Genomic DNA, 15,128 nt, shown 5'->3' on the forward strand with positions numbered 1-15,128 from the left:
GCTCACCTCGGGCTGATGGCCGCCGCCTTCAACCTGCTGGTCGGCTGGTTCGGCCTGACGGCGGACGAGGAGGATGGCTTCGTGCCCCTGTCCATCGCCGAGTTCGGGTTATAAGCACCGAAAACTAGCACCATTGGTTAATAGACTGAACAATAATTCTCGCCCCACACCCGTGCGCAATACCCTTAAAGCATCCAGTTCGTGGGCAATCACCATATCGGGATGGGCGTCCAATAATGCCCCCACCAGACTATGGCCGCTTTTGGGATACCCCACGAATAGGCAAAAGGTTTCTATCCCGGCGAAATCATCGGCGTGCCGCCGCGCTTGGACTTGTAGGGTTCGAGGGATTCGACGAGAAAGCTGATAGCGCACGGGTCAAGGCCATGGGAATACAGCGCCTCCTGGCGGGTCAGAAATTCGTGGAATTCGGGCCAATTGGCGACATATTCACTGCCGTGTAATGGCGGCTTGGGGTTTTCCAGCCGGATGGGCCGGGCGAAGAAATCATCCAATTCGGGGGAGTGAAAATCGTCCCGGCATAAGTCCTCATAAACCAGGGCGATGCGCTTCGGGATACTTTCGATATCCGTCTTATTCTCGCTACGACCGAATCACAAGCCATTTCCCCCGGCCTGCGCCTCGAACCTCTTTTTGCCCACATAAATTGGAGTATAGCCATACTCCTCCAATAATTCGGCGGTAATCCCCTCGATAATCATAATCTGATCCCGAGTTAGATCGCCGCTCCACCCATCCACCGTACCGCGACGAAAAAAATTCTCCCGGTTTTCCCAAGCCGGGGAAGACTGGGCTTTTTCGGCGCAGGTATGTTTAATCTTTTCGATAGTGAATTCGGCTGGATCAAACTTCACCGGGGGAATCGCCAACCACTTCCAAATATTATGCACTACCGCCGTGGGGTTGTTTGACAGGTCTTCATACCTGATTTCCTTAAAGTCATTGCCGTATAAAACCAGCTCCCGGCGGGCCAGCATGACATGGTCCCGCCACATACGCGCCGCAGAATAAACATCATTCGGTGCCCAATTGCCCCACGGCTCCTGCTTGGCGGCCAACAGCGAAGCCGCCACGGCGCGTGGGTCGCGCACGATATGCAGGAATTTGGCGTCCGGGAAAAACTGCTTAATCAGCTTATGTTTCTTGATATTCCCTGGGGTTTTCTCCAACACCAGTGCAGCGCCCGGCTTAACGGCGGCTATTTTATTCATCACCGCGCTGGCAAACTGACCACAGAGGCCATCAAACTCCGAGCGGGATAACAGAATCCTCAACCCGTCCTTGTCCTGGGATTTTTCTTCGGAATCCCACCGATCATATAAGCGATGTAAATAGACATCGAACAGATGGGTTTCCCGGGCCGTGGCAATCTTAGGATGATTGCCAAGGATAATCTGTAGCCATGTGGTACCGCTGCGAGGGCAGCCGACCAAAAACAACTTTTTCATAAACACCCAATCATGTCAGCTATAGGATGCGCCAACAAAGGGAGGCGCATCATCTGGCAGACCGACGCGCTTCCTGCGTCAGCGCATCCTATATCGGATATATAATGCCGCCCCCTATACATCCCAATTGAACCCGCTTAATCCAACCCATTTACCCGCGCCAAAATAAACGCCACACACGCCGTCAATTTCTTCGCATAGGGGATATGCAGAAACTCATTCGGCCCGTGGGCATTACTTTTCGGCCCCAATACCCCGGTAATCAAAAACTGCGCCGCCGGGAATTTCTCCCCCAGCATCCCCATGAACGGAATGCTCCCGCCCAATCCCAAATAAACCGCGTCCTTGCCGTAGAAAGTTTCCGACGCCGCCTGGGTCGCTTGCTCCAGCCATGGCGCCAAGGCTGGCGCATCCCAGCCACTACCCGCCTGATCGAATTCGACGGTCACATGCGCCCCATACGGCGGATCGACCGTCAGCACCCGGCGTAGCGCCTCCACCGCCACCGGCCCGTTCACGGTCGGCGGCAGTCGCACGGACAGCTTGAACGCCGTGTGGGAACGCAGGACGTTACCGGCGGATGAAAGGCTCGGCATCCCCGCCTGCCCCACCACGCACAGGGTGGGTCGCCAGGTGTTGTTGAGCAGCAGCGTCGCCGGATCCGGGCTGACGGCCCGGAGTCCCGGCACAGCGCAGAAGCTTTCCAGGATCGTATCGCCCAGGATGTCCGCCGCCGCCCGCGCCTGCTGCCGACGTGGCTCGGGGATGGCGGCGCGGAGTTCCGTCAGGCGGATGTCGCCCGTGGCGGAATCCTCGATGCGGTCCAACAGTTGCCGCATGATCCGCATGGACGAGGGCACGATGCCGCTGGCGATGCCGGAATGGGCGGTCTCCTCCAGCACCTTCACATCGACCACGCCGTTCACCACGCCCCGCAGCGAGGTGGTGGACCACAGCCGCTCATAGTCCCCCGCGCCGGAATCCAGGGCGATGACCAGCTTCGGGCTGCCAATCAGATGGGCGTGGCCGTCGAGATAGGCGGGCAAATCCGGCGAGCCGCTTTCCTCGGAGAACTCAATCAGAATCACGATGCGCGGCAGCGTTTGGCCCGCCAACGCCCGCACGGCGGCGACGGCGGCGAACAGGGCGTAGCCATCGTCCGCCCCGCCCCGGCCATACAGCTTGTCGTCCTTGAGGACCGGCGTCCAAGGACCCAGCCCGTCGCTCCAGCCGTCCATTTCCGGCTGCTTGTCGAGGTGGCCGTAAATCAGCACGGTGTCGTCGGTCGCGCCGGAAATTTCCACCAGAATCAGCGGCGTCCGTCCGGGCAAGCTCAAATCGTGAATCGTCCAGCCGGGAATGGGATGGACGTTCAGCCAATCCACTGCCAAGCGCCGCACCGCCTCCATGTGGCCGTTGGCCTCCCAGTCGGGATCGAAATGCGGGGATTTATTGGGGATTTTGATGTACTCGACCAGGGCGGGGATGATGTCCTGATCCCAGAAGGGGTCGATGGCGGCGCGTAATTGTTCGGGGGTTAGGGTCATGAGTCGTGTCCGTCAGTCAGGCTTAAAGGGAGACAGAAAGGTCCGGTAAAATCGGCTCATCACAGTCTGTCACAGCCAACACTATGACGCGAGACGTGCCAGCCCGCCTAATTTCTCCCCCCGCCATCGCCATGAATTACACCACTTGCCCCAAATGCCACCACATCCGCCAGCCCACCGACCCAGCCCCGCCGGATGTCTGCCCCGCCTGCGGTCTAGTGTTCCGTAAATGGGAGAAATACCACGGCTCACCGCGTCCAGACGACGCCAGCGAACCCGCCCCAAAACGGGTGATTTATAGCGACACCGACCCGCCGCCCCCACCGGACGGATGGCCGGAACTTCTGCTCGCCTGCCCGGACACCGGCCCGCCATCCTGGGCGGGCCGCTGCCTGGTGCTGGCGTTGTTGCTGGTGTGGGGTGGTTGGTTCGGCGCGCATGGTCCCGACGATTACATTGACGTGGGCGAATCGTTCCTGCACCGGGTTGATTTGATATTCCACGAGGCCGGCCACACCATTTTCCGCCCCTTTGGCGACTTCCTTCATGTTCTGGGCGGAAGTCTCGGGCAGGTCTTGATGCCGTTGATTGTGATGATTGTTTTCCTTCGGCAAGGCAACGCTTTCGGGGCGGCGGTGGGTTTGTGGTGGGTGGGACAAAGCGCCATGGACGTGGCGATTTACATCAACGACGCCCGCGCCCTGGAATTGCCCTTGCTGGGCGGCGGAACAGGCTACGATGACCCCGACCGGCACGACTGGAACAATCTTTTAGGCCGCCTCGGGCTGTTGCAACGGGATCACGCCATCGCCGGATTCACCTATATGCTGGGACGAGTCGCGATGCTGTTGGCGGGCGTTTGGGGCGGCGCGGTGCTGTGGCGGCAATTTCGGCAACTGCGCCGGGACGAATTTTGATGCTTTCAAATACCATGAACATGATACCCACAACCACCATCGACCACCTGATTGCCCGCTACGACGCCCTGCTGTTGGACGCTTACGGCGTGCTGGTCCACAAGGACGGCCCGCTGCCCGGCGCGTTGGCACTCATCGACGCATTGCGGCGGGCCGGAAAGCCTTACTACATGGTGTCCAACACCGCTGCTCAACTGCCGGAGCGGGCTTCAGAGCGCTACCGGTTTTTCGGCCTGGATTTCGCGCCGGAACAAATCCTCACCGCCGGGTTGCTCATCGCTCCGTATTTCGCCGCCCATGGCCTAGTGGGCAAACGCTGCGCGGTGCTGGGGCCACCAGAGAGCTTCCGCTACGTGGAACTGGCCGGGGCGAAGGCGGTGGAAGCGTTCGATGATTTCGACGCGCTATTGATCGGCGATCAGGTGGGCTTTCCGTTCCTGGACGGGGTGGATACGGCCCTAACCCAGATCATCCGTAAACTGGACCGGGGTCTCGACGTGCCGCTGATTCTGCCAAACCCGGATTTGATCTTCCCGAAAGCCAACGGCTTCGGCATCACCTCCGGCTCGGTGGCGCTGATTATCGAAGCCGCCTTGCGGCAGCGTTACCCGCACCGCCCGGAGATTGGTTTCGTGCCGCTGGGAAAACCGCAGCCGGGTTTATTCGAGCTGGCCATCCGCCGGGCGAGGACGCGGAATGTGGTCATGATCGGCGACCAGATCGAGACGGATATTCGCGGCGCCAATGGGGTGGGGATTGATTCGGCGCTGGTGACGGGCGGGGTGTCGGGGCTGGCGTTCGCGGAGGGGGATTCGGGGCCGAGGCCGACGTATTTGCTGGAATCATTGGCGCCGACAGCCCCGTAGGTCGGGCTTAAGCCCGACCACACAGGCCGGATTAACTCTCGCCGAGAAACAAGTACGCGATGAGCGCCATCCCCAACAGCGCGACCATTAGGTTTCCGAAAACCCCGACACCGACCCGATAGCCTGTAGGTATCTCCACCGGCTTCAACGTTTTCAGCACCTTCCGGTATTGCAGCGTGGACAGCATGGCAATCAAGGCGCCGATGAAGATGAAGGCAAGGCCCAGCCAGAACGAAATGCCCCAATGGGGTGGTTCGCCAGTCTTGCCGGACACCAGCCGCATGAAGAGGCCGAACCGCTCGATGACGAAGCCGAAGGCCATCCAGGCGAGGCTGGTGCGATTCCAGGCCAGGAGGGTGCGTTCGGCGGCGAAGAACACGCGGGGGTCGTTGAGGTCGGACATGGGAGCGGGGGCGGTGTTTGTCACGCCCCGCTAACCGTTGTGGGCCGGCTTCTGATTCGCCAAGGCTTCGACTTCCGCCAGCGCCAATCCCGTCATGAACGCCACTTGGTCCGGTTTGAAACCGGCACCCAGCATTTTTGTCGCCGTCTCTACGGCTTGGCGGCGGGCGCCCTGTTCCATGCCCCGCTCCATACCCCGCTCCATGCCCTGCTCCATGCCCCGCGCCATGCCTTTTTCCATGCCCAATTGGTAGGTCGCCAGCTTTTCTACGTCAATGGTCAGCATTTTCAATTCCTCGCGAATGTCGATGTTCAAATCCCGGTTGCCCGCCAGAATGTCCAGCATATCCACATATTCCCGCAGGCGCGGCGGGTGGTCGCCGAACCGCTGTTTCAGCCGGGCCAGAATGGTGTGGATAACGTCGCGGGGCAGCCGCGTCCCGAAGTCGCACAGCACCGCCAACACCCAGGCGTCCGGCGAATCCCGCCGCAGCAACTCCCCGCAGTCCACCGCGTGCAGGTCGATGATCCGGTAGCGGTAACTGAAATCCGGCATGTCGAACCCATCCACCATGGTTAGCCGCTCCCGCCCGATATACACGAGGTATTGCCGCACCGGCGGCCCCGGATGCTCCAAAATAATATCGCTGAGATAGCGCAGCATCCGCCCGTGCATGAGCTTGTCGTTGCCGTTCTGGATCTCGATATGCAGCAGGAAAGTCTCGCCGTCCGGCAAGGCCACCTTGGCGACCAGATCGGCCCGCCGTCCTTCGACGCGCTGGTGTTCGGTTTCCAGCAACTCCACCTCGGTCACAGGCAACCCGAACAGGTGAATGGCGAAATCCCGCACTAGGTTTTTAAGGATGCGCTTGGAAATGATGTCTTTGTCGCCCATGGTTCGGCCCGCTGTGATCTGGTTTTTATTATGCCATGGGGTTGGTCATGCACCTTCGCAACAGGCCCCAACCAGTGCGCGGGACGAGCCATATACCTAACCACGCCCATTTCAAGCCCTGTGACATTCCCGCCCTTTTTGTGAAAGAATTGCGTATTTACTTCACGAGGAGATTCCTAAATGCGCGTGATTCTTCTAGGCGCCCCCGGCTCCGGCAAAGGCACCCAGGCCCAGGCCATCACCCAAAAATTCAGCATCCCGCAAATCTCCACCGGCGACATGCTGCGGGCGGCGGTGCGGGAAGGCACGCCGCTCGGGCTGGAAGCCAAGAAAATCATGGACGCGGGCCAACTGGTGTCGGACGGCATCATCCTCGGCCTCATCAAGGAGCGCATCAAGGCCGACGACTGCGCCAACGGCTTCTTGCTGGACGGCTTCCCCCGCACCATCGCCCAGGCCGACGGCCTCACCGAGATGGGCGTCGCCATCGACAACGTGATCGAGTTCATCGTGGAAGACGAGGAGATCGTCAAGCGCATGAGCGGCCGGCGGGTCCATCCCGGTTCGGGGCGCACCTACCATGTGGTGTTCAATCCGCCGAAGGAGGACGGCAAGGACGACGCGACCGGCGAAGCGCTCATCCAGCGCGACGACGACCAGGAAGAGACCGTGCGTAAGCGCCTCAGCGTCTACCACGAGCAAACCAAACCGCTGGTGGGCTACTACCAGCAAAAGGCTGAACAAGGAACCGTGAAGTTCGCCAGCATTGATGGCATCGGCAGCGTGGACGCCATCACCGACAGGCTGTTCGCCGCGCTGGGGTGATTCGCCGCCGTCCGGCTGTCGCCCTTCGTGGCCGCACGCCGCCCAGCGCCTCTCTCGCTCCGGGGCTTTCATCACGCCTGATTACCCGCAACCCCTATTACAAAAATCAAGTCTATGGCCGGCAAAACGCTCTACGACAAATTGTGGGATGACCACGTTGTTTGCACCGAACCGGATGGTTCGGCGCTGGTGTACATCGACCGTCACCTGATCCATGAGGTGACGTCGCCCCAAGCCTTCGAAAGCCTGCGCCTGACCAGCAGGAAACCCTGGCGCCCCTCGGCGAACCTGGCGACGGTGGACCACAATGTCCCCACTGCCAACCGCGCTCAAGGCATCGCCGACCCGGTGTCCCGCCTCCAGGTGGAGACGCTGGACCGCAACTGCGCCGAATTCGGCATCACCGAGTTCGACATGAACGACCCGCGCCAAGGCGTGGTGCACGTCATGGGGCCGGAACAGGGCGCGACGCTGCCGGGCATGACCATCGTCTGCGGCGACTCGCACACCGCCACCCATGGCGCGTTCGGCGCGCTGGCCTTCGGCATTGGCACCTCCGAAGTGGAACTGGCCCTCGCCACCCAATGCCTGGTGCAGCGCAAGGCCAAGAACATGCTGGTGCGGGTGGAAGGCGAATTGGGTTTGGGCATCACCGCCAAGGACATCATCCTCGCCATCATCGGCAAGATCGGCACGGCGGGCGGCACGGGCCACACCATTGAGTTCGCGGGTTCGACCATCCGGGGCTTGTCCATGGAAGGCCGCATGACCTTGTGCAACATGGCGATTGAAGCCGGGGCGCGGGCCGGGCTGATCGCGGTGGACGACACCACCATTCAATACCTGCATGGCCGCCGCTTGGCGCCCGCCGGGAATTTGTGGGAGCAGGCGGTGGCCGCTTGGCGCGGGCTGCGTAGCGACGACGACGCGCCGTTCGACGCCATCATTGACATCGACGCCAGCGCGATTCAGCCGCAAGTGACCTGGGGCACCTCGCCCGAGTTAGTCGTGCCGGTGGACGCGGCGGTGCCCGACCCCGATAAAGAAAGCGACCCGACTAGGCGCGAGAGCATGAAGCGGGCGCTGCAATACATGGGCTTAGAGGCCAATACGCCGATCACCGACATCGCCATCGACCGGGTGTTCATCGGCTCCTGCACCAATGGCCGCATTGAGGATTTACGCGCTGCCGCCGAAGTGGCGAAAGGTCGGCAAAAGGCCGCGAATGTCTCGCAAGTGCTGGTGGTGCCGGGCTCCGGGCCGGTGAAGCAGCAGGCGGAAGACGAAGGCTTGGACCAGATTTTCCGGGCGGCGGGTTTCGAGTGGCGCGAACCGGGCTGCTCCATGTGCCTCGCCATGAACGCCGACCGGCTGGAGCCGGGCGAGCGCTGCGCGTCCACCTCCAACCGCAATTTCGAGGGACGCCAAGGCTACGGCGGGCGGACTCACCTCGTCAGCCCGGCCATGGCGGCGGCGGCGGGTGTGTATGGGCGGTTCGTGGATGTGCGAGAGTTACCGCCGGTGACGGACGCAGTGGCACCCAGCGTGGAAATCGCTGAGACCGTCGTAGATGAACCGGCGCCGGAAGAAACCGCCGCGCCCGTTTCCGCCGTCGCTGAGGAAAGCTTGGATGCGCCGGTAATTGTCGAAGCCGAGCTTGTTGAAGTAGCTATTGAGGTAGAACCAGCCGTCGAAGTTGCCGTTGCGGAAGAAGCGCCTGCCAACGAACCCGAAGTTTCGGCGGAACCGGAAGTTGTGGCCGAAGCCGCGCCAGTCGAAGTTGTCGAGGAACCGGCTCCCGCTGTCGAGGAAGCCTCCGAGCCGGAAGTGGCCGTCGCAGCCGCTCCCGAGGAAGAAGCCCCGGCAGAGCCAGACGTGGTCGCCGAAGCCGCGCCGGTTGAGGCTGCCGAGGAACCGGCTCCGGTCGTTGAGGAAGCAGAGGCACCCGCCTCCGCTGCCGAGGCTCAATCCGCCGCCCCCGTGGCAGAAGCGCCCAAACCTGCGGCTCCGACTAAACACGGCAAAGGCAAGCATTCCAATTCGCGCAACAGGAAATCCAAACGATGAAACCGCTTTACCGCATCTCTTCCCGCGTGGTTCCATTGGACCGCGCCAACGTGGACACGGACGCCATCATCCCGAAGCAATTCCTGAAATCCATCCGGCGCAGCGGCTTTGGCGTCTATTTGTTTGATGAATGGCGCTACCTGGACCGGGGCGAGCCGGACATGGATTGCACCCATCGTCCGCTGAACCCGGATTTCGTGCTGAACCAGCCACGCTATGCCCGGAGCCGCATCCTGCTGGCCCGCGAGAATTTCGGTTGCGGCTCGTCACGGGAACACGCGCCCTGGGCTTTGGAGGACTACGGCTTCCGGGTCGTCATTGCCCCCAGCTTCGCCGACATCTTCTTCAACAACTGCTTCAAGAACGGCATCCTGCCCATCGTGTTGGACGCGGGTGTTGTTGACCACTTGTTCCAGGAAGCCAAAAGCATCGGCTACACCCTCACCATCGATCTGGATAGCCAAACCATCACCACCAAGTATGGCGAGGCGATTCCCTTCGACATTGAACCCTCGCGCAAGCACCGGCTGCGGCACGGCCTGGACGACATCGGCCTGACCCTGCAACACGCCGACCGCATCCGCGCCTATGAAAGCCAGCGCCGAACCACCGCGCCCTGGCTGTTCCCCGAAGCCGCTTAAAAATGTAAATCTCAAGCCTATCTAACCGTCCGTAGGTCAGGCATGTATTCCCATGCCCGACAGCCCCGTCAGCAAGCATTGTCGGGCATGGGTACATGCCCGACCTACGAGGCTCCTCTTCCAGCGGGATTGGGACGCCGTAAACAGGTAAAATTCCAATCTCACTAATTCGTTGCCGACTTCCCGCCCTCCCGGGCAAAGGGAATCGGCCCATCAACCCGACATATCATCACGTCAGAACCCAGCAGGATTAAGAGACGCATGACCAAGAAGATCGCAGTATTGCCCGGCGATGGCATCGGCACCGAGATTGTGGCGGAAGCCCTCAAGGTATTGGATTGCCTCAAGCAGGATTTCGGCCTGCAAGTGGAAACCGAGCAAGCCCTCATCGGCGGGGTCGCCTACGACGCCACCGGCACGCCCTTCCCGGCGGAAACCCTGGCCATCTGCCAAGCGGCGGACTCGGTGCTGCTGGGCGCGGTGGGCGGCCCGAAATGGGAGCCGCTGGACTATTCCCTGCGCCCGGAGCGGGGACTCCTGGGACTGCGTGCTGAATTGGAACTGTTCGCCAACCTGCGCCCGGCCATCCTGTACCCGCAATTGGTCGCGGCCTCTTCCCTCAAGCCGGAAATCGTGTCGGGACTCGACATCATGATTCTGCGGGAACTGACCGGCGGCATGTATTTCGGCCAGCCCCGGGGTCGCCGCATCAACGACAAGGGCGAGCGGGAAGGCTTCAACACCTTGGTCTACAGCGAATCGGAAATCCGCCGCATCGGCCACATCGCTTTCCAGACCGCCCAGAAGCGCGACCGCCGCCTGTGTTCCGTGGATAAGGCCAACGTGCTGGAATGCACCGAGCTGTGGCGCGAAATCATGATCGAAGTCGGCAAGGACTACCCGGACGTGCAGCTTTCCCACATGTACGTGGACAACGCCGCCATGCAGTTGGTCCGCGCCCCCAAGCAGTTCGACGTGATCGTCACCGAGAACATGTTCGGCGACATCCTGTCCGACTGCGCCGCCATGCTCACCGGCTCCATCGGCATGTTGCCGTCGGCCTCGCTGGACAAGAACGGCAAGGGCATGTACGAGCCCATCCATGGCTCCGCCCCTGACATCGCCGGGAAAGGCATCGCCAACCCCATCGCCACCATCCTGTCAGTCGCCATGATGCTGCGTTACAGCTTCGACAACGCGGCCTCCGCCGACCGGGTCGAGAAGGCCGTCACGGCCGCCTTGGATGCGGGCTACCGCACCGGGGACATTTACTCCGAAGGCACCACCAAGGTCGGCACCACCGAAATGGGCGACGCCATCGTCGCGGCCCTGCGGGCGTCCCACTGATAAACCATCCCAAGGAAATTCATTATGAGCAAAACCTATAACGTGGCCGTGCTGGGCGCGACCGGCGCGGTGGGCGAAACCATGCTGTCGATCCTGGCGGAACGCAATTTTCCGGTGGGCGAAGTCTACGCGCTGGCGAGCGGGCGCTCGGCTGGCAAGCAGGTGGAATTCAAGGGCGGCTACCTGACCGTGCAGGATGTGGAAGGCTTCGACTTTTCGAAAGCGCAAATCGGCCTGTTCTCCGCCGGGGCTTCCGTATCAGAAATTTACGCCCCGAAAGCGGCGGCGGCGGGCTGCGTCGTCATCGACAACACATCCCAATTTCGTTACGATGCAGACATCCCGCTGGTGGTCCCGGAGGTGAACCCGGAAGCCATCGCTCTCTATAAAAATCATGGCATTATTGCCAATCCCAACTGCTCGACGATCCAGATGCTGGTGGCCTTGAAGCCCATCCACGACGCCGTTGGAATAGAACGAATCAACGTCTGCACCTACCAGGCCGTGTCCGGCACCGGCAAGGAAGCCATCGAGGAATTGGCGGCGCAAACGGCGCTGCTGCTCAACGGCAAGCCCATCACGCCGGAAGTCTACCCGAAGCAGATCGCCTTCAATGTGCTGCCGCACATTGATGTGTTCCTGGACAACGGCTACACCAAGGAAGAAATGAAAATGGTGTGGGAGACCCGCAAGATCATGGGCGACGAGAGCATCCAGGTGAATCCCACCACGGTGCGCGTCCCGGTGTTCTACGGCCACTCCGAGGCCGTGCATATCGAAACGCGGGAGAAGATCACCGCCGAGCGGGCACTCGAATTGCTGAGCCAGGCACCCGGCATCGAAATCATCGACGAGCGCAAGCCCGGCGGCTATCCCACGGCGGTCACGGAAGCGGCGGGGAAAGACCCGGTCTATGTCGGGCGGGTCCGCGAGGACATCTCCCACCCACGCGGCCTGGACATCTGGGTGGTGGCGGATAACGTCCGCAAGGGTGCCGCGCTCAACAGCGTGCAGATCGCCGAAGTGCTAGTAAAAGCCTACTTATAGGCTAACCTTTGCGGGACTATTGCTGAAAAACATGCGTTCGGATGAGTACGTTTTAGCGACTCGATTGGAGGATCGGCACAGTGCATAAGGTAACAAAGACCATAACAATATTAGGTCTTTTGGCCCCAATGGGGGCGAACGCGCTAGGGGTTGGAGACATCAGGCTGCATTCCGCCTTGAATCAATCCCTGGACGCCGAAATCCCCCTGGTCTTGTCCGGTGCCGATTCGCTGAGCGATGTCAGGGTCAGCCTAGCGAGTCCCGAAGCCTACACCAAGGCCGGCCTGGAGCGGCACTACTTCCTCACCAAGCTCCAATTCAGCCCCGCCCAAACCGCCAACGGCACTTACGTCATCAAGGTCAGTTCGCGGGACGTGATGCGCGAACCGTTCCTGAACTTCCTGGTGGAAGTCAATTGGCCGCAAGGCCGGGTGGTGCGCGAATTCACCGCCTTGCTGGATCCCCCCGCCAGCATGCAGGGCGAAGCGGTGGCCGAGACTGAACCCGCCATGGTGGAGCGCCCCGTGCGCCGCTACGAGCGGGTGGCCGAAATCAGCCGTTCCGGCGACGTTGCACCGCCGGTGCGCCGGTCGGCGCAACGCACCGTCAGCGCCGCCCCGCCAGTGGCCGCTCCAGCGGCACCACCTCCGTCGGAGGAGCAACTCACCAACGAAGCCTATGGCCCGGTTCGCCGCGACGAAAGCCTGTGGGGGATCGCCAAGGCGCTGAACAACGATGCCTCCCTGACCCACGAACAAATGGTGATGGGCCTGTACCGGGCCAATCCCCAGGCATTTGCCCGTGGCGTCAACAGCCTTAAAGCAGGCGCGACCCTGCGCATGCCGACCCGTGAATTCATCGCGCAACTCAGCCCGCCGCAGGCGAGGATCGAGTACGCCCGCCAGCAAGGCTGGAACACCAGCCGCATGGCGGGTGCGCGCATCCCCCAACTGGCGGAGGGCGAAGGCCCACAAAACCAACTCAAGCTCTTGGCTCCGGCGGACACCAAGGGTCAAGGCACTGCGAGCCAAGCGGGCGGTGGCAAAGGCAGGGGCGATTTGGCGCTTGAGGTCGCCGAAACCGCCAAGCAGGAGAACGAGGAACTGCGCTCCCGGCTAGCCCAGCTTGAGCAAAAACTGTCCGAGATGCAGCGAAAACTCTCCATCAAGGATGAGGAAATCGCCACGCTGCAAACCCAGCCGCACGGCACCGCGGCCACGCCGCCGCCTGCCGAGCTTCCTCCGCCGAAGTCGGCAGCGCCACAAGCCGTGACGCCTCCGCCCCAGGCACAACCCTCCGCTGTCACTCCGCCGTCGCCACAGCCGCCCGTTGCCGCGCCCACCGCCGGACAACCCACGCCCTCCCTTGCGCCGGAATCCCCCAAGCCGGGCGTGACTCCGCCCCAACCCGCGCCGCCGCCCAAACCCAAACCGGCACCTACGCCCCCGGTGGTCACTCCCGCGCCCGAAGCATCCGATTGGATGACCGACCCCACCTACCTGGGCATAGCCGGGAGCGCTGTGATACTGGGGGTCACGGCCTTGCTGATCCGCCGCCGCCGCAACGCCATCATCGCGGAGACGGAAAGCATCCTGATCGCCGCCGAGCGCGCCAGTCGACAAGCCTCTTTGGGTGGCGCTGGGCAATTCTCGACGATACGCCCCACGTCCGCCGAGCCAGCGGTCGAACCCATCGCCGCGCCCAAGAGTTCCTTCCTCAGCGAATTCACGCCCAGCGATTTCGACACCCTGGGATCCGAGACCGACGAAGTCGACCCAATCTCCGAGGCGGACGTTTATCTGGCCTATGGCAGATATAAGCAGGCCGAGGAACTCATACGCCACGCCATCAGCCAGCACCCGGAGCGCGACGAGTGCAAGCTGAAGCTGCTTGAGATTTACCACACCACGGAAAACCGGGCGGCTTACGAAAACTACGCCAAGGAACTCAAGGCCCAGCGCAAGGATGGTCAGCCGGAGTTTTGGAACAAAGTTGTTGAAATGGGGCGGGAACTGGCGCCAGGCAGCGCCTTGTTCCAAGGGTCCGCCTCCGCCTCCCCCAAAGCGGCTGATAAGAGCTTCGACTCCACCATGGGATTGGGTTCGCTGGATTTGTCCGACGACCTCATCGACGATCTCAAGCGCTTTGAAATCGAATTTTCCGAGCCAAGCCTCTCCGGCGATGGTGACACCGACTTAATCGCCCTTGACTTCGGCAGTAGCGCGGACGACCTGGGCACCCCAGTCGTCAAGCCAGGGGAAGCTGAGCGCTTCGCCGCGTTGGATTTCGACCTCGCCTCGTTGGGCATCAGCAAACCCAAAGCGTCCACCCCCGCGCCTGCCAAGGCGGCTCCGAAACCCGAGGCCGCCCCGGAACTCGACAACCTGCTGGCTTTCGATTTCGGAAGTCCCGCCCCGAAACCACAGGCGCCGCCGGAGGAAAGCTACGAGGAACAAGCCGACAAAACCATCGACGACATCCTCCGCGACCTGACGGATTCACTAAAGCAGGAAGAACCGGCCCCGAAACCCGAACCCACCAGCCCTGCGGCGGGCGGCGATTTGAGCCTGAGTGGGCTGGGATTCGATTTGAGCTTGTTCGAGCAGTCGAGCCTTGGCCTTGCGGAAACCGAAGCGACGGCGGAGATGCAGGAAGAATCCGGCGATTTGTACGCCGGCCTGACCGACATGGATCAGGTGGAAACCAAGCTGGACCTCGCCAAAGCCTATGCCGACATGGAGGACGAAGAATCGGCGAGCGAAATCCTCCAAGACGTGCTGGCCACCGGCAATGACAAGCAAAAGGCGGAGGCCCGGCAACTGCTCTCCAAAATGGGCAAGGCCGACGCGGCCTAATCCCTACCCACCTTCCTCGGATGATTAATTAGGACTTACGCAGCTTTTGGCTCGTAGTCCCACCTTCAGGCGGTTTTTTGCCGCCTGAAGGCGGGCCTACGGGTGGTTTTGCTAGGTAGAAAATCCTAACTTTCGGTGTGCGCCACGCTCCGATAGTGCGATTCGGGCCTCCCTGCCCGAATCGCCCTCTCCGCGGGCGGTGATTGCCTTCGGCGGCCCCGGACGCCCTGCGTTCACCCGTCCCGACCCA

12 protein-coding genes and 1 pseudogene are annotated in these 15,128 nt (G+C 61.7%); 8 read left to right on the forward strand and 5 right to left on the reverse strand.

All coding sequences use genetic code 11. The features are described from left to right. Positions 1-293 precede the first annotated feature (293 nt). The 3 genes from ACXWUF_RS07760 to ACXWUF_RS07770 all read right to left on the reverse strand — a co-directional run bounded on the left by ACXWUF_RS07760 (position 294) and on the right by ACXWUF_RS07770 (position 3,016). Positions 294-515, reverse strand: coding sequence for a hypothetical protein (locus ACXWUF_RS07760; RefSeq protein ID WP_458494100.1), 222 nt, complete (start codon positions 513-515; stop codon positions 294-296). Positions 516-614: 99 nt separating this feature from the next. After that, positions 615-1,469 (reverse strand): sulfotransferase family protein, encoded by an 855-nt coding sequence (locus ACXWUF_RS07765; RefSeq protein WP_458494101.1) that lies wholly within the window; start codon positions 1,467-1,469, stop codon positions 615-617. Between the two features lie 137 nt (positions 1,470-1,606). Beyond that, positions 1,607-3,016 carry a M20/M25/M40 family metallo-hydrolase gene (locus ACXWUF_RS07770; RefSeq protein WP_458494102.1) on the reverse strand — a complete coding sequence of 470 codons (1,410 nt, stop codon included), beginning with the start codon at positions 3,014-3,016 and terminating at the stop codon, positions 1,607-1,609. A 95-nt stretch (positions 3,017-3,111) separates the two neighbouring features. Between ACXWUF_RS07770 and ACXWUF_RS07775 the strand changes: the two genes are divergently transcribed. Both ACXWUF_RS07775 and ACXWUF_RS07780 read left to right on the forward strand, forming a co-directional pair. Continuing rightward, a complete protein-coding gene (locus ACXWUF_RS07775) occupies positions 3,112-3,933 on the forward strand; it encodes a zinc ribbon domain-containing protein (protein ID WP_458494103.1) in 822 nt (273 codons plus the stop codon). A 20-nt stretch (positions 3,934-3,953) separates the two neighbouring features. Further along, positions 3,954-4,799 (forward strand): HAD-IIA family hydrolase, encoded by an 846-nt coding sequence (locus ACXWUF_RS07780; protein WP_458494104.1) that lies wholly within the window; start codon positions 3,954-3,956, stop codon positions 4,797-4,799. 31 nt (positions 4,800-4,830) lie between these two features. Here the strand turns inward: ACXWUF_RS07780 and ACXWUF_RS07785 are convergent, their stop codons facing one another. Then, a complete protein-coding gene (locus ACXWUF_RS07785; protein ID WP_458494105.1) occupies positions 4,831-5,226 on the reverse strand; it encodes a YidH family protein in 396 nt (131 codons plus the stop codon). 6 nt (positions 5,227-5,232) lie between these two features. Beyond that, on the reverse strand, positions 5,233-6,096 hold the full coding sequence (locus ACXWUF_RS07790; protein WP_458494106.1) for an Rpn family recombination-promoting nuclease/putative transposase: 864 nt from the start codon (positions 6,094-6,096) through the stop codon (positions 5,233-5,235). 180 nt (positions 6,097-6,276) lie between these two features. Between ACXWUF_RS07790 and adk the strand changes: the two genes are divergently transcribed. From adk to ACXWUF_RS07820, 6 genes and pseudogenes are all read left to right on the forward strand, one after another. After that, positions 6,277-6,921 (forward strand): adenylate kinase, encoded by a 645-nt coding sequence (gene adk, locus ACXWUF_RS07795; RefSeq protein ID WP_458494107.1) that lies wholly within the window; start codon positions 6,277-6,279, stop codon positions 6,919-6,921. A gap of 114 nt (positions 6,922-7,035) precedes the next feature. After that, positions 7,036-8,433: pseudogene (gene leuC, locus ACXWUF_RS07800) on the forward strand (3-isopropylmalate dehydratase large subunit); the annotation flags it as partial. 551 nt (positions 8,434-8,984) lie between these two features. Next, positions 8,985-9,629 (forward strand): 3-isopropylmalate dehydratase small subunit, encoded by a 645-nt coding sequence (gene leuD / locus ACXWUF_RS07805; RefSeq protein WP_458494108.1) that lies wholly within the window; start codon positions 8,985-8,987, stop codon positions 9,627-9,629. A gap of 261 nt (positions 9,630-9,890) precedes the next feature. Then, positions 9,891-10,976 carry a 3-isopropylmalate dehydrogenase gene (leuB, locus tag ACXWUF_RS07810; RefSeq protein ID WP_458494109.1) on the forward strand — a complete coding sequence of 362 codons (1,086 nt, stop codon included), beginning with the start codon at positions 9,891-9,893 and terminating at the stop codon, positions 10,974-10,976. 24 nt (positions 10,977-11,000) lie between these two features. Continuing rightward, entirely contained in the window at positions 11,001-12,023 is a 1,023-nt protein-coding gene (locus ACXWUF_RS07815) for an aspartate-semialdehyde dehydrogenase (protein WP_458494110.1), read from the forward strand. Between the two features lie 128 nt (positions 12,024-12,151). Further along, positions 12,152-14,878 carry a FimV/HubP family polar landmark protein gene (locus ACXWUF_RS07820; RefSeq protein ID WP_458494111.1) on the forward strand — a complete coding sequence of 909 codons (2,727 nt, stop codon included), beginning with the start codon at positions 12,152-12,154 and terminating at the stop codon, positions 14,876-14,878. Positions 14,879-15,128 lie beyond the last annotated feature (250 nt).

Source organism: Methylomagnum sp., assembly GCF_054333355.1.